This is a genomic window from Amycolatopsis sp. cmx-11-32 (assembly GCF_047608695.1).
Taxonomy (GTDB): Bacteria; Actinomycetota; Actinomycetes; order Mycobacteriales; family Pseudonocardiaceae; genus Amycolatopsis.
This window is the reverse complement of sequence record NZ_JADNQN010000016.1, coordinates 89,547-109,598: the sequence shown is the minus strand read 5'-3', so window position 1 is coordinate 109,598 and position 20,052 is coordinate 89,547. Positions and strand designations below refer to the sequence as shown.

Genomic DNA, 20,052 nt, shown 5'->3' with positions numbered 1-20,052 from the left:
CCCGCATGGCACGAGGCGAAGGGCGCTTTCCCTGCGTGGCATGCGGTGAAAGCGTCCTTCAGCCCCCGGCGGCAGGGGGCCGGGATCCCGCGCGATCCCGGCCCCCTTGACGCTTAATGCCTGCGAAGCCGCAGCGTGACGGCCGCGCCCGCCGCGGCGAGGAATACCGCGCCGAGGGCGTACGGCCACCACGGCACCGAGGTGTCGCCCACCGGAGAGGCTCCGTAACCGCCGGCGGCGCCGGTGCGGTCGTAGGTCGAGCCGGGCAGCTTGTCGCCGTAGCGGCTCTGCAGGGCCTCACGGTAGACGGCGAGTGACATCTTCTCGCCGGTCTTCGCCACCGACGATCCATCGAGGACGGTCACGGTGTCCCCGTCGACGGCGTACCAGGCACCGGCCTGCGGTTCGCTCAGGAGGTAACCCTTGCCGGTCCGCGCCGCGAGGCGCTTTTCGACGTCACCCGAGGCGACGTTGTAGACCGACCAGCCCGAGCCTTCGCGCTGCGACCACACGGTCGCCGCGTCGCCGTTGCCCAGGGTGGCGGGAGTGGCGACGTAGGCCAGTTCCGCCGGCACGGCCGAGGTGCCGGCGATGAAGGCCGCGGTCGGTTGGTAGACCGCCACCGGGGTGTGCGGATCGGCCCTGGCGGTCCTGGCCGCGATGGCCGTGTCGGCCTTGGCGGCACCGGGGAACTCCGCTTTGGCTAGCCGCTGGTTGGTCGCGTCACTGGTGACCACTGTGGACACCGCGGCGAGGTCGGCGGCGGTGGGCGCGCCGGCCGGGGCGTCGGCGGCGGAGGCGTGGCCACCGAGCGCCAGTGACAGTCCGATGGCGAGGATCGTGGCGCTGAGGAAGGTTCGCTTCATGGTTTCAGTCCTTGATCCCGTAGACGGTGTGGGTCCAGGTGAAGGAGTTGTTGGACCGGTAGGCGTTGTAGCTCATCTGGTTGTAGCGGGGGCTCGAACCCCACGGGTCGCCGTAGTAGACCGTCGTCGCGCCGTTGGTGTTGTCGTAGCCGTAGAGCACGTGCATGTGGCCGCCGCCGTTGCGCCAGCCGATCCGGGTGCCGATCGGCTGCCGCGCGTCGACCTGGCTCTTGATGGTGGCGAAGTTCAGTGTCTGGCCGGACGAGTTGTAGCTGCCGGCATTGCTGAACCCGAGCCACCGGAACACGCGCTGCTGATCACTCAGGTAGCCCTGGTTGTTCGCACAGTCCGAACCGGACTCGTTGTGCGCGACCTGGCAGAACTTCGTCTGGGAGATCGAGTACCCCCACCAGGCGGCGATGGTGTTGCCGCTGGCGTCCCAGCACCAGTTGCTCTTCTCCTGCGTCTGCATCTTGATCGGGATAGTGGTGGCCGCCGTGATCGCGGGCGCCGCGGTGGCGGGCGCCTGCAGGGCGACCATCGCGGCGACACCGGCGCAGGCCGTGGCCAGCCCGCGCCTGAATGAGGTCTTCACCGTCGGAACACTCCTAACTGGATGGTCGAACGCGAAGCACGCGCGGGCGGCTACCCAGAGGGACAAAAGGGAACTTCGGCTACCCGAGTGGGTGGACGACCGGCGCGAGCAGGGGACTTGCGCTGTGGTGAGCTAACACAGGGGCACTGCGAACAGACTGAGATTCACCCTTCGGGGGGACCCGTGGCAAGGTTCGCGGCAATACCTAAGGGTCCGTATTGCCGATGCGGGGGTCCGCGCCAGACAAGTCGGCGTCGCCCGATCGAGTTAACGCCGTGACTCCGGTGATGTGGACCAGCGGAAAGCGTGCGGCTCGCGGTCACTGTTCGTGTTCCCGCCTTTCGGCGGGTGTCCTCTCGGTATGGTCCCGAGCATGCCGACGATCGGTGCGGCACCGGTGTTCGTGGCCCGCGACACCGAACTGGCCGAACTGGTGCGCATCACCTCGAGCCCGCCGTCGGTCGCCGTGGTGGAGGGCGAACCGGGTGTGGGCCGGAGTCGCCTGCTCGAGGAACTGGCCGCCCATCCGGCGATCGCGTCACGCGTGCTCTGGTCTGCCCGCTGCGGGTCCTTCGCGCGGCCGTGCCGGTTGGCGCCCTTGGTCGACGCGCTGCTCGGCAAGAGCGACGTGGCCGCCGCCCACGCGGCCGGCTTCTCCCCGGTGACCGGTGTGCTGCGACGGCTGATCCCCGAATGGTCGCCGTGGCTGCCGCCCTTCCCGGAGAACGCGGACGCCGAGACCGTCCGGCAGCAGGAACTCCGTGCCCTGCGCGAAGTCCTGACCGGCTGCGGTCCGGCGGTACTGGTGCTTGACGACGTCCACTCCGCGGACGACGACACGTGGGAGTTCCTGCGCGGGCTCGCGGCGTCCCCGGTGGCACCGCTGAGCGTGGTGGTCAGTTCGGTGGCGTGCGGACCGCGGCGATTCCCGCCGATGCGCGAGATCGCCGCGCATCTTTCGCTTCCGGCGTTCACCACCGCCCAGGTTCGGACGTTGCTGGACGCGTCGTTCGGCCGCTGTGCACCGGATTTCGCCGAAGCGGCGCACCGCAGGACGTCCGGGATCGCCGTCGACCTGACGGCCTTGGTCCAGAGCGTCGGGGACACGGCCGAGGCGCTTTCGGTGGACGGACTGGCATCGGCGACCGTGCCGCCGATCGTGCGGAGCCGGGTCGCCGGCCTGATGACGGCGATCGGCCCGGCCGGGCGGGACGTCGTACGCGCGGCCGCTGTGCTGGGATCGCCCGCCGGGGAATCGGAACTGGACGCGGTGGCGGCACCGTCGCCCGGGAAGATCTCCGGCGCGGTCACCGAAGCGGTGGAAGCGGGATTGTTGCGGGACCTCGGCCGCGGCCGCTACGAATCGGGGAGCCCGCTGATCGCCGAAGCGGTCTACGCGCTGCTTCCCGGTCCTCAGCGGTGCGCGTTGCACGGTCGCGCCGCCGCCCGGCTCGCCTCGGGTGCCGAGCCCTTCGCGTCGCTCATCGCCCGGCACGCGCGGCTGGCGGGCGATCTCGTCGCGTGGACACAGTGGACCGGCGTCGCGGTCGACGACGCCATCGAAGACGGCCGGACCGAGGAAGCGAGCCGTCTGCTCGAAGCGGCTTTGCGCGACCCGGACCTGCCGCGGACCGCGCGCGAGTCGTTCGCCGTCCGGCTCGGCCGGGAACTGCCGCGCAGCATCGCCCACGCCGGCACGGTCCGGCTACTGCGGGAGATCCTGCGTGAATGGCCGCTGAGCAAGGCCGCACGGGGCGAGATCCGGGTTCACCTCGGCCAGGTGCTGATCAACCAGGTGGGCAAGGTCGAAGCGGGCAGGCTCGAGATCGAACTGGGTGCGGCGGACCTCGGCAGGCGGCAGGCGCTGCTCGCCAGGGGACTGGTCACGCTGGCGATGCCGCATATCGGGACGGTCCCGGTCGAGGAGAACTTCCGCTGGCTCGACGAAGCCGAGCAGGTGAGCAAGGGGGAACACGACGCCGGGCTGCTCGCCGCGATCGCCGCCAACCGGCTTTCGGCGCGGATGCAGGTCGCCGATCCGGACGCCTGGCACGCGATCGCCGACCTGCCGCGGGCCCCCGAATCGGCCGAAGTCTGCCGCCAGGTGGCGCGGACCTACATCAACCTGGCCGACGCGGTGGCGTGGAACGGGCACTACCCGGTCGCCCGTGCCTACCTCGCGACCGCGCGGCGACTGATCCGCGACGACCACCAGCCCTACCTCGACGCGCTGGCCGACGGTACGGAACTGCGCCTCGACCTCGCGATGGGGGAGTGGTCGATCGTCGCCGAGAAGGCGCGGGCGATGCTGACGCGGGTCGACAAGGACGGTTCACTGGCCGCCGAACCACTGCTCGTCCTCGGCTGGTACGAGTACGGGCAGCACCGGCCGACGGCGGCCCTGCGCAGTTTCGACGCGGCGTTCGCGCTCTCCGCGGGCAGCGTCCCGATCCAGGCGTCGGCGTACGCGGGCCGCGTCGCGGTCCATCAGGCGGGCAAGGATCTGCAGGCCGCCCACCGCCTCGCCGAGTACGGCCTGGAGACCGTGCGCCGCAAGAACAACTGGGTCTGGGCGGCCGAACTGATGCCGTTCGCCGTGCGCACCATGCTCGGGCTGGGGCAGGTCGTCGAGGCGAGGGAACTCCTCGGGGAGTACCGGCAGGGCATCGACGGCAAGGACGCGCCGGTCGCCAACGCGGCGGCGCTGCTGTGCCGGGGAATACTCACCCAGGCGCGCGGCGAGACGCTCGCCGCCGGTGACCTGTTGCTCGGTGCCTCGAAGGCCTACCACGCACTGCCGTTCCCGTATTTCGCCGCCTACGCCGACGAACTCGCGGCCGGGTGTTTCGCCGAAGCCGGGGAACGGGAACGTGCCGTCGCCTCTTTCACCACCGCCGAGACGGTGTACGCGAACCTCGGCGCCGCCGTGGACGCGCTCCGCTGCCGCCGGTCGTTGCGCCGATGCGATCCGCAGATGCCCCGTCGTGGCCGCAAAGGGTACGGCGAAGGGTTGTCGCCGAGGGAGCTCGAGGTCGCCGGGCTCGCGGCTCAGAACCTCACCAACCGGGAGATCGGCGAGCGGCTGTTCCTGTCGCCGAGGACGGTCGAAATCCACGTCGGACGGGCGCTGCGCAAATTGGGGCTGCCTTCGCGCACAGTCCTGACCGAGGACCTGCTCCGCGACGCGACCGGCGAGGATTCCCAAACGGCCTGAGCCATTCCTTAGGGGTCCGTATTCGGTGATTCGCTGGGTACATTGCGAGAAACCGCTGGTGAGAGCCGGTTTCTTTAAATAGTGGAACGACCGCCGCGTTCCACTATTGTTCCGTTTCCGCCGCCGATCGACAGTTGTCGAGCAGTCGCGTTTTCCCGGAAAGGAATCACCGTGAGCAGAAAACGGATCTTCGGCGTGGTCGCCCTGACCATGGCCGCGCTGGCACCGGCGGCGGGCATCGCCGGTGCGGCATCGGACACCCCATCGGTCGACCTCCAGCGTGCCGTCGCCCCGACGGACGCCGCGCCCTCGCCGACGGGTGGTGTCCATGGCCAGAGCATCGGCGGCTCGCCCGCGTCGGTCAAGGACTACCCGTACGTCATCGCCGCGCTCCGGGAAGGCGGTTCGCGGCCGAAAGGGCAGAGCTGCACCGGTTCCGTCGTCGCGCCGCGGAAGGTGATGATCGCGGCCCACTGCAAGGAGCTGGCAGGCGAGAAGAGTGTCCTTTATGGACTGGATGACCTCAAGAGTACCGGCGGCACCCAGCTGAAGGCCGTCGACTACCAGCTCCACCCCCGGTTCACCCAGCCCTGGAACGGTTACGACGTCGCGGTGATCACCACCGATGGTGACATCCCGGTCCCGGCCGGGGGTTACGCGAAGGTCGCCACCTCCGCCGACACCGGCCTGGAGACGCCCGGCAAGGACGGGTTCAGCCTGGGATACGGCAAGAAGGACATGAACGACTCCACCCAGGATGTCACGCTCCACAAGCTGACGCTGCCGATCGTCAACGCCAGTCAGTGCACCGGTGTGGAGAACGGCGTCGACCCGGAGACGATGATCTGCGCCGGCTACTCCGACGGCCGCAAGACCGTCCTGCCCGGTGACAGCGGCGGACCGTTCGTCGTCGACGGGAAGGTCGTCGGGATCACCTCCTGGAGTCGCAGCGACTTCCGCTGGTACAGCGTCTACAGCAGGCTCAACAACGAGATGGGGGACTGGGTCGCCGAGCAGATCGGCGGTGAACAGCCGGGTGACGCCTTCTCCCTGGCCGCTTCGCCCTCGTCGGTGAAGGTCCTGCCGGGGAAGTACGTGTCGGCGAGTGTCACGAGCAAGCCGGGCAAGAACGGTGCCGAGAACGTCACGCTGTCGGCGTCGGGACTGCCCGAGGGTGCCAAGGCCACGTTCCAGCCCGCCACGATCAAGGCGGGTGAGGCGGCGAAACTGACCATCGAGACCGCCGCCGGGACGCCGGAAAAGGTTTACCAGGTCACGATTTCCGGGAAGGGAACGACCGAGACGGCCACGGCGGGACTCACTCTCACCGTCGGGGCGGGCGAACCTCCCACCGGTGACCTGAAGGTGACCGTGAACCCGTCCTCCGGAACCGGCCGCGCGGGTTCGCTGGTGAGCGCCACCGTCACCGCGACCGGCGGCAGTGGCTCGATCACGTTGTCCGCCAGTGGTTCCGGGCTGCCGATCACCCCGTTCTTCTCGCCGCGGAGCGTGTCCAGCGGCGGCAGTTCGACCATGCAGGTCTTCGCGCCGTTCCAGCCGGGCACCTATCCGGTCACGGTGACCGGCAAGGACGCCGGCGGCAAGACCGCGACCGCCACGTACACCCTCACCGTCCAGTGATCTTCGCCGAAACAGAGGTGACCATCCATGCGTAACAAGACGAAAACCCTGCTGACACTGGGCCTGTTGAGCCCGCTGCTCGCGCTCGGCGCCGGAACGGCCGTCGCCGCCGAGGCGGAAGGCGTCGTGATCCCGGCCAAGCAACACTACGGCGATCAGTACATCGTCGTCCTCCAGGACGTCGCCGCGGCCGGGCAGTCGGCCTCGGCCGGGCTGGCCCACCGATACGGCGGTGAGGTCCGTTCGGTCTGGACCACGACCATCCGTGGCTTCTCGGCCAAGAGCATGACCCCGGCCGAAGCACGGAAGCTGGCCGCGGACCCGTCGGTCAAGGCGGTCTACGAGGACGGCACCGCACGCGGCACGGGTACCCAGCCGAACCCGACGTGGGGTCTGGACCGGGTCGACCAGAAGAACCTGCCGCTCGACAAGGCCTACACCTACCCCAACGAAGGCGCGGGCGTCACCGCCTACGACCTCGACAGCGGCATCAACCCGTCGAATCCGGAGTACGAAGGCCGCGCCAGCCTCGGCAAGGACTTCTTCGGCGGCGACGGCAAGGACTGCCACGGTCACGGCAGCCACACCGCGGGCACGCTCGGCAGCAAGACCTACGGCGTCGCGAAGAAGGTCAAGATCGTCGGGCTGAAGGTCCTCGGCTGCGACAATTCCGGGCCGGACTCGGGCATCATCGACGCCGTCGACTGGGTGACGGCCAACGCGAAGAAGCCCGCGGTGGCGAACATGAGCCTGGGCATGGACGCCCCCGGGGTCGGTGACGACGCGGTGAAACGGTCGATCGCCTCGGGTGTCGTCTACGGTGTGGCGGCGGGCAACGCGTCCACCGACGCCTGCAACACCAGCCCGGCCAGGGTGCCGGAGGCGATCACCGTGAACGCCTCGGACTCCGGCGACAGCCGGTCGTCGTTCTCCAACTACGGGAGCTGCACCGACATCTTCGCGCCCGGCACGAACATCACGTCGCTGAGCCCTGGCAACGGCGGTTCGGCGGGAATGAGCGGGACCTCCATGGCGACCCCGCACGTCGTCGGCGCGGCCGCGCTCTACCTGTCGGCCAACCCGGGCGCCACACCACAGCAGGTCCGGGACGCGCTGGTGACCAACGCGACCACGGGCGTCATCAAGAACGCGGGCAGCGGCTCGCCGAACAAGCTGCTCGACGTCTCGTTCATCGGCACCGGCGGCCCCGGCCCGAAGTGCGGCGTCAAGTCGAACACCACGCCGGTGTCCATTCCGGACGCCGGAGCCGCGGTGACCAGTTCGGTGACCCAGGAAGGCTGTGACGGCAAGGCTTCCGCGTCGTTGCCGGTCAAGGTGGACGTCTCGCACACCTACAGCGCCGACCTCGTCCTCGACCTGGTCGGGCCGAGCGGCAAGGCCTACCGGCTCAAGGACTCGGGCGGTGTCGGCTCGGCCGACGGTGTGCACCAGACGTTCACGGTCGACGCGTCCGGTGAAGCCGCCAACGGCACGTGGAAGCTGAGCGCGCAGGACGTCTACAAGTTCGACACGGGCAGCATCGACGGATTCAGCGTCACTTTCTGAGACTCGACCCATGCGGTCCTGCCGCGCGGTCTCCCAACCCCTTCCCTGCGCCAGGCGCAGGGAAGGGGTTGGGGGACCGCGATCCCGACTCATCCACCGTAGGTACTTAAGACACTCTTGGCCCTAGCCCGACTTGCCACTCACGACCAACCCGACCGAAGCGTGGCTCAAACGTCAAGCGCGGCCGCCCCCCCCGGTGTCGCGAAAGCCACTTTCGCGACATCAGATGTCCCGAAAGGACACCGGCCAGCCCACACGGTTGACGTGGGTGGCGGTCCAGCGGGAGATCGGCTACGACCGTTCCGGGTTCGGCCGCAGCGCCTCCGACCCCGGCGGGTGGCCGATGACCTCGACGACGTCCTCGACCACTTCGGTCCTGGACTGTATGTCCTCGCCGGGCATAGCGCCGGTGGGCCGATCGTGCGGCTGGCCGCCGCGCGCCGTCCGGACCGGTGAACGCGTCATGCTCGGCCTGCTCGAGGTTCTCTTCCACGGCTTGCTGCGCGGTATCCCGGACGACGTCCGCCGCGACCTCGAACGGGAGGCGTTCACCACCGGCACGATGAGGACCCAGCGGGAACAGGTCCGCAGCGCGGTCCGGTCAATGTCCCGAAGAGCGGCCCCAAGGTGATCGTTTGCGAGATCGTCAGGATGGTGTGAGCGCTCGCCGCAGTTCCTCGTAGCTCGGCGCGAGCGTCCGGAGCGTGTCCGCGGCGCGCGCGTCATCTTCGGTGACCAGGTCGTACTGCAACGAACCGACCAGCCTCGCTTGCGTGGTGAGGATGGCGGCCGCGCCATCGTGGCCGACCCGGCGCAGGCAGGTCGCCGCGTCGGCCAGCCGCCGAGCACCGACGCGGACCCCGAAGTGCACGAGGAGTCCACGCAGATCCGGGTCGCAGCCGGCATCGATCCGGGCGGCCAGCGCCAAGGCCGCGTCGCCGTTGCCGAGGCTGCCGGGCGGAAGTCGCGCTTCGTTCTCGCCGCCGAGCCTGCCGATCGCCCGGGGGAGTGTCGCGACGATGGCGGCCTCTTCGCTGACGACGGTGTGCCGGACGAAGTTCGTTCGCATCGTGTGCGGCTTGCCGTAGGCCACGGTCTCGGCACGCCAGGCGGCGGCGAACTCCGCGCGCGGCAGCCGCGCGTACGGGTAGCCCTGCGGGTCGTGGACGGTGACGGACTCGCTGTCCGCGGCGAGTACGACGAGGAAGTGGTCGGCTCCGATCGGGCCGGTCATCCCGGGCTGGTAGCGCAGGTGCCCCATTTCGAGGGGGCCGACCATGACCGGGCCGCCGGAAAGGCCTTCGACGAGCCGGGCGAACGCGGCGTCGGGGTCTTCGTCGCCGAAGGTGTCCGCGCTCCAGCCGAGGACGTCGAGCGCGTCACCGATGCCGATGTCGGGATCCCAGCCGAAGGCGTCGAAGAACGGCAGCGACCCGCCGACCACTTGCATGCCGAAGGGGCTGCCGGTCACGGTTTCGAGCACTTCGATTCCCGGCGCCTCGGAGCCGAGCATCATCGCGAGGGAATGGGAGTAGCAGTAAGGGCCGGAGCCACGGTAAGACAGATCGATCACCTGTTCGACAATGGCAGTTTTCGTGGTAAAGCGCCACTGCCGCAGCGGATCACGGCCGACACCTACGACTGGTTCCCCGCGCCGGCGACGTCCGGCCTCCCGGTGCCGTACATCTACGGTGGCGCGGCCGACGTCACCGCCGCGGTGGTCAGGGCCGTGGTGGGCCCAGTACACGGTGACCGAGATCCGGGCCCGCCAGGGGAGAAGGCCACCGTTACCTACGCCGTCACCGTGCGGAAGCGCCGGATCGTCGGCTCTCCTCTTCCGCGGGGTGACGGATCCGCGTTCCGAGAGTATCGGCGACCGATGATTCCGGACCGCGACGGGAGTCTCCTCCCAGGAACGACTGGAGGGAGTCCGAGATGACGAACACGGGACCGGAAGCGCGCGGCCGCGCCGCGACCGGGGTCTGGCCGCTGATCCACACCGAGCGGGCGGCGCTGGCGAACGACCTGATCGGGCTCACCGAACCGCGGTGGGAGACGCCGTCACTGTGCACCGGGTTGACCGTGCGCGAGGTGCTGGCGCATCTCACCGCGGCGGCGAGTCTCACGCCCGCGCGCTGGCTGGCGGGGGTGCTCCGCTGCCGGTTCGATTTCGACAAGCAGGTCGCGATGCGACTGGCCGAGCATCTGGGGACGGACGGCGCCGCGACGCTGGAGCGATTCCGCCGGATCGTCACGAGCACCACGAAACCGCCGCTCCCCGCCATCGCGATGCTCGGTGAGGTGATCGTGCACGGCGAGGACATCCGCCGTCCGCTCGGTCTCCGCCGTGACCAGCCGATCGCTGTCCTCACCTCCCTGGCCGGCTACTACCAGGGCGCCGATCTGGTGGTGATGGCGAAGGGACGCATCGGCGGACTCCGGCTCGAAGCGACCGACGGCCCCTTCGCCGTCGGGTCCGGGCCGCTCGTCTCGGGCACGACCCTGGCGCTGATCATGGCCATGACCGGGCGAACGGCCCATCTGGACGAACTCCGCGGCGACGGGGTCGCGATCCTGCGGCGGCGCGTTCCTTCGCCGTGATCAGGCTTGTCGGCGGGTGGCGAAGGCCTCCTTGCCTCCCTGCAAGGTCAGGGTCTCGGCAAAGTCGCAGAGCTGGTGGTCAGCGCTGCTGTTGATAATCGGGACTTGGCATCGCCAGTGCCCGCTCGGCTTGTGCCGGGGTTCTTGTGAAAGGCACGCCCTTCAACTCCTGTTGATCAAGCTTCGCAACCGGTGTGACTCCGCGACGATGTAGGAATGGGGACACTCAACGTCCCGCTTCCTTATCGTCAGCCTCACTCAGCGACGAATAGCCGCGTAAGTTCGCCGAGTGAGCCTGGGGGGCCGAAGTGAGGCTTGGTTCTGCTCCAGCGGGAGACCCGCGTCGGCCCAGTCCTCGCCTTCCCGGTACTTGCGAACGTCGGGGTAGCCGAGGGCGGTGAGCCGGTCGGCGACGTGTTCGCTGTTGGGGCAGGCGGGGTTCGAGCAGTAGCGTCGATCGCGGCTTTCAGTTCGTCCCGGGTGATGAGTGCGGTCATGTAGCCACCTCCCCCGCTGGCGGCCGAACACGTTGCCGCGCTGCTACCGGAACTGGGGGAGGACCGCCTTCGCGCGACTGTGGCTGGACGCCGGAGCCAAGTAAGGTGTCGGCGAGAACCTCGGGAGTGTGTCGATGACGGTGGAGAGCCGGACCTACCGGCCTGCCAGGCAGGCCGTGCTGGTGCTGCTCGCCGCCGTGCTGACCGCGCTCGGCCTTCTCTTCGCTCTCCATTCGGGTGATTCCGCTTCGGCGGACGACTCGCGCGGGGCGAACGTGATGGTCGACTCCTCGGTCTCCAAGGCCGTGGCGCCGGTGCGCGCCGTGGGCAGGCTCGCCGCCGAGCCTTCGCTCCTGGGTGTGCACGGTCACGGTGACCTGCCTCTCTTCGGCACGGTTCCGCATGGGCCCGCGTCGACCACGCTGTTCCGGCTCGGCGAACTCCCCGCCGACGTCACTGCTCTCTCCCGTGCGGCGCACCGCCTCGCGCTGGGAGATCGCGCTCCTCCTTTCCCGGTAGCCATCTGAAGCTCACGGGCACGTCTTCCGCGTGCCCGTACCGGGAATCCGCGCGCCGTCTTCCGTGCGCGGAGGAATTCATCGAGGAGAAACCGTCGTGCCGCGCGAAACCGCGCGGCGAGGTATGACCGGGCGAGCCGTCGTCTCGCTGGTCGTCCTCGCCGCGACCGTGTACCTGTTGCTGACCACCGCCCCGCGTCTGGGGCTCGACCTGCGTGGTGGCACGCAGATCGTGCTGGAGACCAAGGACTCGCCCACCGCCACCGCCGGGCCGGAGACCACTGACCGGACACTCGAGGTGCTGCGCCGCCGGGTCGACGCGCTGGGCGTCGCCGAGCCCATGCTGGCCCGGTCCGGGGACAACCGGATCATCGTCGAACTGCCCGGCGTGCGGGATCCGCGTGAGGCCGTCGAGGTGATCGGCCGCACCGCGCAACTGTCGTTCCATCCGGTGCTCGGAGCTTCCACTGGTGCGGCGCAGGGAAGCCGCGTGCTGCCCGACGAGAGCGGGCAGCCGATCACCCTCGGGCCCGCGGCGTTGACCGGGGAAGGCGTCGACAAGGCACTCTCGACGATTGATTCACAGGGTGGCGGCTGGCTTGTTTCCGTTGACTTCAAAGGGGATTCAGTTCGCGCCTGGGAGCGGCTGACCGGGCAGGCCGCCTGTTCCCCGCCCGGTGATCCGACCCGCCGGGTGGCGATCGCGCTCGACGACAAGGTGATCTCGTCGCCACAGGTGAGCCCGCAGGTCGCCTGTGGAGTCGGGATCGTCGGCGGGAGCACGCAGATCACCGGGCGGTTCTCCCCGGACGAGGCGAAGGATCTGGCGTTGCTGATCAACGCCGGCGCGCTGCCGACGCCGGTCGAGATCATCGAGCAACGCACCGTCGGCCCCACCCTCGGTGCCGCCGCGATCGACGCCAGCGCCCGCGCCGCCGTGATCGGCCTGGCGCTGACCGCGCTGTTCCTGTTGGCGGTGTACCGGCTGGCCGGATTGATCGCCGTTGGCGCGCTGGTCGCGTACGCGGCCGTGTCCTACGCCGCCCTGCTCGCCGTCGGCGCGACACTGACCTTGCCGGGTCTCGCCGGGTTCGTACTGGCCATCGGTATGGCCGTCGACGCCACCGTGCTCGTCTTCGAACGGGCGAGAGAGGAAAACTCGGTCAACCGGGGAGGCTCGCTGTCGCGGTCGATCAGCCGCGGGTTCAGCGGGGCGCTGTCGGCGATCGTCGATTCGAACGTGACCACCCTGCTCGCCGCGGGGCTGCTGTTCTGGCTGGCTTCCGGCCCGGTTCGCGGGTTCGGGGTGACGCTGTCCATCGGCGTGATCGTGGCCCTGTTCATCTCGCTCGTGCTCACCCGCTGGCTGTTGCACCTCACGATGCGGGGTGTGGTCGCGCGCAAACCGCGGCTTTCCGGGCTCACGCACGAGGGCCGGGTCCGTCAGTGGGTGAACCGCCGCGACCCCGGGTTCCTCGGCAAGCCCCGGCGCTGGCTGATGGTGGCGGGCGCGGTCGTCATCGCCGCGATCGCGGGACTGTTCGTGGCGGGGCCGAACCTCGGCGTCGAGTTCACGGGCGGCCGGGTGATCGAATACAGCACGTCGGCGCCCGCCGCCGTCGAGCAGGTCCGGGGCGCGGTGTCCGACGCCGGGTTCCCGCGCGCCGTCGTGCAACTGTCCGGTGAGAAGGACATCTCGGTGCGCACCGAGCCCATCTACGAGGCCGCCACCGAGCGGATCCGGACCGCGGTCGCCGGGGTCGCTGGTGACGCCACCGAGATCCGCGACGAGCAGATCGGCCCGAGCCTCGGCGCCGAACTGCGCACCAAGGCGGTCATCGCGCTCGGCCTCGCGGTACTGGCGCAGCTGAGCTATCTCGCGGTGCGGTTCGACTGGCGGCTCGGCGTCGCCACGGTGGCCGCGCTCGCCCAGGACGTCCTGATCATCCTCGGGATCTTCGCCTGGCTGGGCAAGTCCATGGACGGCGTCTTCCTCGCCGCGCTGCTGACGGTGATCGGTTATTCGGTCAACGATTCGGTGGTGGTCTTCGACCGGGTCCGGGAGGTGCGCGGGCTGCGCCGTGAGGAGCCGATCGCCCGCGTGGTCGGCACGGCGGTACTGCAGACGCTGCCCCGGACGATCAACACCGGCATCGGGGTGCTGTTCGTGCTCGGCGCGCTGCTGTTCCTCGGGGACGGTTCGCTGGCCGACTTCGCCCTCGCGCTCCTGCTCGGTCTCGTCGCGGGCACTGTGTCCACTGTGGCCACCGCGGGTCCCGTCGCCATCCTGCTCGACCGGCGGTGGCCGGGCGCCGGACGTCCCGTCAGGAAGGCGTCACGGACACGGGAGCGCGACGACAACGGCGCGGTGGTGTGATCGGCGTTCCTTTGTGGACCGCCGCGCTCCGCCCGGCCTCTATGCTCGTTCCCGGTGGCAGGGGAGTCCACCGGGAACGAAGGGCGGGTAGATGATCCAGAGCGTGCTCGTCGGCACGGTCGTCGTGCTGGCCTGGACGATGACGGCGGCGCGGCTGGAGCGGTGGCAGATCACCGCTCCGATGGCGATGGTCGTGGCGGGGCTGGCGATCGGGTTCAGCACCCGCAACGACCTCGGCAACGGGCTCAACACCGAGATCGCGCTCAACGCCGCGGAACTGATCCTCGCGCTGCTGTTGTTCGTGGACGCCACCGCGGTCAAGGGCGGTTACCTCGGTCACGACGGCAAGACCGCGGTGCGGCTGCTGCTGATCGCGCTGCCGCTGACCATCCTGATCGTCATGGGCGTCGGCCTGCTGGCGCTGCCGGGCCTCGGGTGGACGGTGGTGCTGCTGATCGCCTGCATCATCGCCCCCACCGATTTCGCGCCGGCGACGTCGGTGGTGCACGACGTCCGGGTGCCCGAACGCGTGCGGCATCTGCTGAACGTCGAAAGCGGCTACAACGACGGCGTGGTCGCCCCGGTGTTCATCTTCGCGCTCACCCTCGCGGGGAGTAATCACCAGGCGAACACGCCGGGCGAGGCGCTGCAGGCCGCTGTCCCCGCGGCGCTGCTGGCCGTGCTGGCGGGCTCCGTGATCGGCGCGGTGGCCGCGGTGGCGATGAACGTGACGGGCAAGCACGGCTGGTCGACGCGGCATTCCGCGCGGGTCGCGGCGGTCGCGTTGCCGCTGCTGACCTACACCGCCGCCGTCGCGATCGGCGGCAACGGCTTCGTCGCCGCGTTCATCTGCGGGATCGCCTACAAGACCGCCCGGCACCCGAGCGAAGACGAACTCGGGCTGGCCGAGGACGTCAGTTCGCTGTGCGGGCTGCTGATGTGGTTCGTTTTCGGCAGCACCGCGGTGCTGGTGCTGTCCTTCGGCCTCACCTGGGGCGTGGTGATCGTCAGCGTCGTCGCGCTGACCGTCGCACGGCTGATCCCGGTGCTGCTCACCTTGCTGCGGACCGATTTCCGGTGGCGGGACCGGATGACCGTCGGCCTGCTGGCGCCGCGTGGCGCGGCGTCGATCGTGTTCGGGTTGCTGGCCTACAACTCACTCGACGGGGACGCAGCGGACGTCGCGTTGAGCGTCATGTCGGTCACGGTGCTGGCGAGTGTGATCGCGCACGGCGTGGGAGCGTCGGCGTTCCTGAACCGCAAGTCGAAGACTTCGTGAGCCGTGCGGAGGCGCAGCGGATCGCGTCGGGGGAGTGTCCGCGCCGCGGCCGGTGGGCTGGGGGTTCGTGACGATGGAGGAATCGGGACAGTCAACGTCCCAATTCCTCCATCGTCGACTCCGACTCGCCGGCCGAGCCGCCTCAGCCGCTCATCGCCTTCCTGATCGCCGCTTCGAGTGCCCGCACATGCTTGGAGTTCATCCCGCCGTAGGTGAAGGTGTTCATGTCCACCTTGTCGGCGTACATGGGCACGTCCTCGACGACCGCCTTCGAGGCGCCAGGTACTTCGAAGACGAGCTTCCCTGGCTTGAACGCCGTCGGCGGAATGTTCTCGAGGCCGCTGATCTTCCCGACGCTGAACGTGTGCTTTCTGTCGCCGAGTCCTTTGACAGCGGCTTTGATCGTGATCGTCCGGCCGCTGAAACTGATGGATCGGCGTCTGGCGTGGATGTACACGAACCCTCCCCTGGGCACGGAAAAGAGGCACTCTACGAGAGGCGGCAAGCCGACGGGCACTCGTTCCCGAACCGTTATCGCGCGTAACGGTGAGCGCCGGTCGGCCGACATCCGGTGACGGCACCACGAAACCGGAGGTAGGAGATTGCCCGAGATCCTCAAGGTCCGGGTTCCGGAGTCGGCCGAACTGGACGTGGTGTTCCTGCACGGGCTGGATGGGGACGCCAGGAAGACGTGGGCGGGCGGGTCGCCGTCGTCGTTCTGGCCTGCGTGGCTTGGCGAGGATTTCGACCGGGTGGCGGTGTGGTCCGTCGGCTACGAGGCCTGGTCGACGGGCTGGCGGGGCCGGGCGATGCCCATGCAGGACCGGGCGGTGAACCTGATGGCGCGGCTGCGGAACGTCGGCATCGGGGAACGGCCGCTGTGTTTCGTCACCCACAGCATGGGCGGCTTGCTGGCCAAGGAGATCCTGCTCCACGCGGCCGAAGGTCGCACCGAGTACGCGGCGTTCGCCAAGACCGCGCGCGGGGTGGTCTTCCTGGGGACACCGCATACCGGCTCGGGGCTGGCGGCGGTCGTCAAGGCGCTCGGACTGGTCTACCGGTCCACCGCGGCGGTGAAGGATCTCAAGCGCAACACCGCCCATCTGCGGCACCTCAACGACCGCTACCGCGACTGGGTCGACGAGTCCGGGATCCGGAACCTGGTGTTCTTCGAGGCGTACCCGACCAGAGGGGTCCGGGTGGTCGACGAGGGTTCGGCCAACCCCGGTCTGCCTCGTGTCCGCCCGATCTCCGTCGACGCCGATCACGTCGGCATCTGCAAACCCGCCGATCGCGATTCCCTTGTCTACGGCCAGGTTTCGAGGTTCATCGCCGGTATCCTCGCGGACACCGACACCCCGCCGCCGCGTCACGCCGCCTGGAAACTGCCCATGAGCGGCAAGGCCTTCGTCGGGCGGACGGCCGAGCTGGACCGGTTGGCGGAGACGGTGAAGGCCGACAACCGGGTCGCGGTGGTGGCGGTACACGGGCTGGGCGGTGTCGGCAAGAGCAGCCTGGCCGCGAGGTTCGCCGAACTGCGCTCGGCGGGCTTTTCGGCCGTGTGGTGGCTGACGGCGGACTCGGCGTCGGCGATCGACAACGGTCTGGCGGAGCTGGCCGTGGCGCTGTCCCCGGAGGCCGCGGGTCTGTCCTGGGAACAGCGGACCGAACGGGCCGTTGGCTGGCTGGCCGGGCACACCGGCTGGCTGCTGATCCTGGACAACCTGACCGATCTCGCGCACGCCGGCGGGCTGCTGGAGCGGGTGCGGACGGGCACGATCCTCATCACCAGCAGGCGGGGCACCGGCTGGCGAGGCGTCAGTACCGTGCCACTGGACGTACTGGAACCGGACGAGGCGGTCGAGTTGCTCGGCAGGCTCGTCCGGGCCGAGTGGCCGGACGCGGTGCTCGTCAACGGCGACCGGCTTTGCGCGGAGCTCGGGTGGCTGCCCTTGGCGGTGGAACAGGCCGCGGCCTATCTCGCGCAGAACCGGATGACCCCGGCCCGCTACCTCGACCTGCTCGCCAGGTACCCGGCGAAGATGTTCGCCTGGACCGCCGAGACCGAAGACGCGGAGCGCGCCGTGGCCCGGGTTTGGCACGTCACCCTGGACAGACTCGCGGACACCCCTCTCGCCGCGAAGTTGTTGCGAAGGCTGGCCTGGCACGCTCCCGAACGCATCCCCCGATCGCTGCTGGAGGACGACGGCGACGAACCGGAGCTGTCGGAGGCACTGGGGCGGCTCGCCGCCTACAGCATGATCACCCTCGACGTCGACACGATCCAGGTCCACCGCCTCGTGCAGGCCGTGACCCGGACGCCGGACCCCGCCGACCCGTACCGCCGCCCCGAGGACATCGACCACGCTCGCGAGTCCACCGCCGGGAGGCTCGCTCGCGCGCTCGACGCGGCCGACCCCCGCCTGCCCGCGCACTGGCCCGTCTTCCAAGCCGTGCTGCCCCACGGCCGGGCGCTGCTCGACCACACCGACGTCGACACCGGCCCGCTCTGCCACCTCGCCAACAGCCTCAGCCTCTACGTCCTCGGCCACGGCGACCCCGCGACGGCCATCGCGTTCGCGGCCCGCGCCGCCGACGCCGGTGAACGCCTTTTCGGCGTCGACGATCCGATCACCTTGCGTGCCCGGAACACGCTGGCCTCCGCGTACCAGGCTGTCGGCGACGTGCGGCGAGCGATCGTGTTGTTCGAGGCCGCGCTGACGGACTGCGAGCGGGTGCTGGGGCCCGCCCATCCGGACACCCTGAGCTACCGGAACAACCTGGCGGCCGCCCGCCACGCCGCCGGTGACATGAGGCAGGCGATCTCGCTGCTGGAGGAGACGCTGGAGGGCCGTGAGGGCGTGCTGGGGAAGGACCACCCGGACACGCTGCTCTCCCGGAACAACCTGGCCATGGCATACGAAGTGGTGGGGGATGCCGGGCGGGCGATCCCGCTGCACGAAGCCACGCTCGCCGATCGCGAGCGGGTGCTGGGATCCGACCACCCGGAGACTTTGCTCTATCGGAACAATCTGGCCTACCTCCACTGGTCGATGGGTGACGCGAAGCGCGCTGTCATGCTGTTCGAGGCGACGTTGAAGGATCGCGAGCGTGTGCTGGGGCCGGACCATCCGAACACGTTGGTGTCGCGGGGCAATCTCGCGGGGGCGTGCGAGTCCGCCGGTGAGCTCGCCCGCGCGGTCGAACTGCAGGAGCGGACGCGGGCGGATCGTGAGCGCGTCCTGGGGCGCGATCACCCAGAAACCTTAGTTTCGTGGAACAACTTGGCCGGAGCGTATGAAACCTCGGGTGATCTGGTCCGCGCGATCGAGTTGTACGAACGCACTCTGGCCGCCCGGGAGCGGGTTTTGGGACACGATCACCAGGACACGTTGAATTCACGGAACGATCTGGCCTACGCCCGCGGAACCGCGGGCGATCTGCCGCTGGCGATCAGGATGTTCGAAGAGGCGCGGGCCGGCGCCGAGCGCGCGCTCGGCCCGGACCATCGTCTGACCAAAAAGATCCGGGAGAATCTCGAGACCGCGATCCGACTGCGCGATCGGCCTTGATCAGGCTCCGTCGCTCGCGACGGCCACCCCGGCGACCGCCGGATGCGCCCCTCTCGTCCGGGATTCCTTCACGTTCACGGGATCCGGTGCCGAATTCCTGACATCGATGGCATTTGACGGCCGCTGGAACGCTTCCGGGTGTTAGTGCCTGGTCAGGCCCCTGGCGGGTACCGGAAACCCCGCCCGGGTACCGCCGGTGCCGGAACGACGCGAAGCCATTCGGAGCATTTCTTCACTTGGTCCAGTCCAGTTACAGCTCTAACGTAGAGGGATGGAGCTGGAACTGCGCCACCTGCGCATCATGTGCGCGATCGCCGAACTCGGGAGTATCACCAAAGCGGCGAACACGCTCGGAATGGCGCAGCCCGCTTTGACCGCACAACTGAAGCGCATCGAACGGACGCTCGGCGGGAAGCTCTTCCTGCGCGATCACACGGGGACCCGGCCGACCGCGCTCGGCCTCCTCGTCCTCGACCGGGCCAAGATGGTGCTCCCCGCCGTGTCGTCCCTGCATGACGAGGCGGCACGCCTCGCCCAGCACACCGGCACCGCCGAGCCGGTGACCCTGCGGCTCGGCTCGGCGACGGGACCGATGCTCGGGGCGCTCCTGCAGCGTCTCGGCACCACTCATCCCGACATCCATGTCGCCACGCATACCTCGTGGTCGGCCAACAAACTCGCGGACATGACCGCCGAGGGCGCGCTGGACTTCGCCTTCGTCGGCGTCTGCGGTGACGCCGCGCCGCCGCCGGAGCCCGGCGTCCGGTGGCGGACGCTCGCGCATCATCCGGTGTTCGTGCTGATGTCGGCGCGCGACGAGCGTGCCCAGCACGACGAGGTGGAACTCGGCGCGCTGGCGGACGAACGGTGGTGCGCGACCCCGGGAGACGGCTGCTTCGGCGACTGTTTCGCGTCCGCGTGCGCCAGGTCGGGGTTCACGCCGCGTTCGCTGTACGAGACCGATGTGCTGACCTGTATCGAGATGGTCGAATCGGGACACGCGGTGGTGCTGTGCCAGCCGCTGTTCCACGAGATCCCGGGTATCGTCGCCGTCCCGATCGCGGGGAATCCGCTGAGCTGGCGAAATCTCGTCGGCTGGTCGGAGCGAGGGGAGATGGGGCCCTTCGCCGCGGAGATGATCGCGCTGTCCCGCGCGGTGTACGGCGAACTGATCGACCGGCGGCCGACCTACTCGAAGTACCTCGAGTTGAACCCGGGTTATGGTGTCGACTACACGGACGCCGGGGTGCGCTGACCTGCGCCAAGCCTGGCAATAGGTCCAGTCCATTGGGGTAGGTATGACCTAAATGGTATGTACCTTTTGCC

At 69.3% G+C, this 20,052-nt stretch carries 15 protein-coding genes; 11 read left to right on the top strand and 4 right to left on the bottom strand.

Annotation, left to right across the window (positions count from 1 at the left end; translation table 11 throughout):
• Window positions 1-113: 113 nt before the first annotated feature.
• Both ACM6LR_RS34575 and ACM6LR_RS34570 read right to left on the bottom strand, forming a co-directional pair.
• Entirely contained in the window at window positions 114-866 is a 753-nt protein-coding gene (locus ACM6LR_RS34575) for a hypothetical protein (RefSeq protein WP_414945280.1), read from the bottom strand.
• A 4-nt stretch (window positions 867-870) separates the two neighbouring features.
• Window positions 871-1,461: a papain-like cysteine protease family protein gene (locus ACM6LR_RS34570; protein WP_414945279.1), complete on the bottom strand. Its 591-nt coding sequence runs from the start codon at window positions 1,459-1,461 to the stop codon at window positions 871-873.
• 373 nt (window positions 1,462-1,834) lie between these two features.
• Between ACM6LR_RS34570 and ACM6LR_RS34565 the strand changes: the two genes are divergently transcribed.
• The 5 genes from ACM6LR_RS34565 to ACM6LR_RS34545 all read left to right on the top strand — a co-directional run bounded on the left by ACM6LR_RS34565 (window position 1,835) and on the right by ACM6LR_RS34545 (window position 8,513).
• Entirely contained in the window at window positions 1,835-4,675 is a 2,841-nt protein-coding gene (locus tag ACM6LR_RS34565; RefSeq protein ID WP_414945278.1) for a helix-turn-helix transcriptional regulator, read from the top strand.
• A 171-nt stretch (window positions 4,676-4,846) separates the two neighbouring features.
• The gene (locus ACM6LR_RS34560) at window positions 4,847-6,316 is read left to right on the top strand and encodes a trypsin-like serine protease (protein WP_414940223.1); all 1,470 of its coding nucleotides are present in this window, start codon (window positions 4,847-4,849) and stop codon (window positions 6,314-6,316) included.
• 27 nt (window positions 6,317-6,343) lie between these two features.
• The gene (locus ACM6LR_RS34555) at window positions 6,344-7,882 is read left to right on the top strand and encodes a S8 family serine peptidase (RefSeq protein WP_414940224.1); all 1,539 of its coding nucleotides are present in this window, start codon (window positions 6,344-6,346) and stop codon (window positions 7,880-7,882) included.
• A gap of 162 nt (window positions 7,883-8,044) precedes the next feature.
• Window positions 8,045-8,338 carry an alpha/beta fold hydrolase gene (locus ACM6LR_RS34550; protein ID WP_414945277.1) on the top strand — a complete coding sequence of 98 codons (294 nt, stop codon included), beginning with the start codon at window positions 8,045-8,047 and terminating at the stop codon, window positions 8,336-8,338.
• A gap of 7 nt (window positions 8,339-8,345) precedes the next feature.
• Window positions 8,346-8,513 (top strand): hypothetical protein, encoded by a 168-nt coding sequence (locus tag ACM6LR_RS34545; protein WP_414940226.1) that lies wholly within the window; start codon window positions 8,346-8,348, stop codon window positions 8,511-8,513.
• A 15-nt stretch (window positions 8,514-8,528) separates the two neighbouring features.
• Here the strand turns inward: ACM6LR_RS34545 and ACM6LR_RS34540 are convergent, their stop codons facing one another.
• Entirely contained in the window at window positions 8,529-9,455 is a 927-nt protein-coding gene (locus ACM6LR_RS34540) for a hypothetical protein (protein ID WP_414940227.1), read from the bottom strand.
• Between the two features lie 362 nt (window positions 9,456-9,817).
• Between ACM6LR_RS34540 and ACM6LR_RS34535 the strand changes: the two genes are divergently transcribed.
• From ACM6LR_RS34535 to ACM6LR_RS34520, 4 genes are all read left to right on the top strand, one after another.
• On the top strand, window positions 9,818-10,483 hold the full coding sequence (locus ACM6LR_RS34535; protein ID WP_414940228.1) for a maleylpyruvate isomerase family mycothiol-dependent enzyme: 666 nt from the start codon (window positions 9,818-9,820) through the stop codon (window positions 10,481-10,483).
• Window positions 10,484-11,114: 631 nt separating this feature from the next.
• Window positions 11,115-11,507 (top strand): hypothetical protein, encoded by a 393-nt coding sequence (locus tag ACM6LR_RS34530; protein ID WP_414940229.1) that lies wholly within the window; start codon window positions 11,115-11,117, stop codon window positions 11,505-11,507.
• Window positions 11,508-11,595: 88 nt separating this feature from the next.
• The gene (gene secD, locus ACM6LR_RS34525) at window positions 11,596-13,875 is read left to right on the top strand and encodes a protein translocase subunit SecD (protein ID WP_414945276.1); all 2,280 of its coding nucleotides are present in this window, start codon (window positions 11,596-11,598) and stop codon (window positions 13,873-13,875) included.
• A 91-nt stretch (window positions 13,876-13,966) separates the two neighbouring features.
• Window positions 13,967-15,154 (top strand): cation:proton antiporter, encoded by a 1,188-nt coding sequence (locus ACM6LR_RS34520; protein ID WP_414940231.1) that lies wholly within the window; start codon window positions 13,967-13,969, stop codon window positions 15,152-15,154.
• 142 nt (window positions 15,155-15,296) lie between these two features.
• Here the strand turns inward: ACM6LR_RS34520 and ACM6LR_RS34515 are convergent, their stop codons facing one another.
• A complete protein-coding gene (locus tag ACM6LR_RS34515) occupies window positions 15,297-15,722 on the bottom strand; it encodes a hypothetical protein (RefSeq protein WP_414940232.1) in 426 nt (141 codons plus the stop codon).
• Window positions 15,723-15,756: 34 nt separating this feature from the next.
• On the opposite strand from ACM6LR_RS34515, the gene fxsT reads away from it, so the two are divergent.
• Both fxsT and ACM6LR_RS34505 read left to right on the top strand, forming a co-directional pair.
• Window positions 15,757-18,726 (top strand): FxSxx-COOH system tetratricopeptide repeat protein, encoded by a 2,970-nt coding sequence (gene fxsT, locus ACM6LR_RS34510; protein WP_414945275.1) that lies wholly within the window; start codon window positions 15,757-15,759, stop codon window positions 18,724-18,726.
• Window positions 18,727-18,997: 271 nt separating this feature from the next.
• Entirely contained in the window at window positions 18,998-19,981 is a 984-nt protein-coding gene (locus tag ACM6LR_RS34505; RefSeq protein ID WP_414940234.1) for a LysR substrate-binding domain-containing protein, read from the top strand.
• Window positions 19,982-20,052: the final 71 nt, after the last annotated feature.

Coding starts and splice junctions, on each gene's coding strand:
- ACM6LR_RS34575 (WP_414945280.1), bottom strand. CDS start 866: ATGAAGCGAACCTTCCTCAGCGCCACGATCCTCGCCATCGGACTGTCA.
- ACM6LR_RS34565 (WP_414945278.1), top strand. CDS start 1,835: ATGCCGACGATCGGTGCGGCACCGGTGTTCGTGGCCCGCGACACCGAA.
- ACM6LR_RS34555 (WP_414940224.1), top strand. CDS start 6,344: ATGCGTAACAAGACGAAAACCCTGCTGACACTGGGCCTGTTGAGCCCG.
- ACM6LR_RS34545 (WP_414940226.1), top strand. CDS start 8,346: ATGCTCGGCCTGCTCGAGGTTCTCTTCCACGGCTTGCTGCGCGGTATC.
- ACM6LR_RS34535 (WP_414940228.1), top strand. CDS start 9,818: ATGACGAACACGGGACCGGAAGCGCGCGGCCGCGCCGCGACCGGGGTC.
- ACM6LR_RS34530 (WP_414940229.1), top strand. CDS start 11,115: ATGACGGTGGAGAGCCGGACCTACCGGCCTGCCAGGCAGGCCGTGCTG.
- ACM6LR_RS34520 (WP_414940231.1), top strand. CDS start 13,967: ATGATCCAGAGCGTGCTCGTCGGCACGGTCGTCGTGCTGGCCTGGACG.
- ACM6LR_RS34515 (WP_414940232.1), bottom strand. CDS start 15,722: ATGTCGGCCGACCGGCGCTCACCGTTACGCGCGATAACGGTTCGGGAA.
- ACM6LR_RS34505 (WP_414940234.1), top strand. CDS start 18,998: ATGGAGCTGGAACTGCGCCACCTGCGCATCATGTGCGCGATCGCCGAA.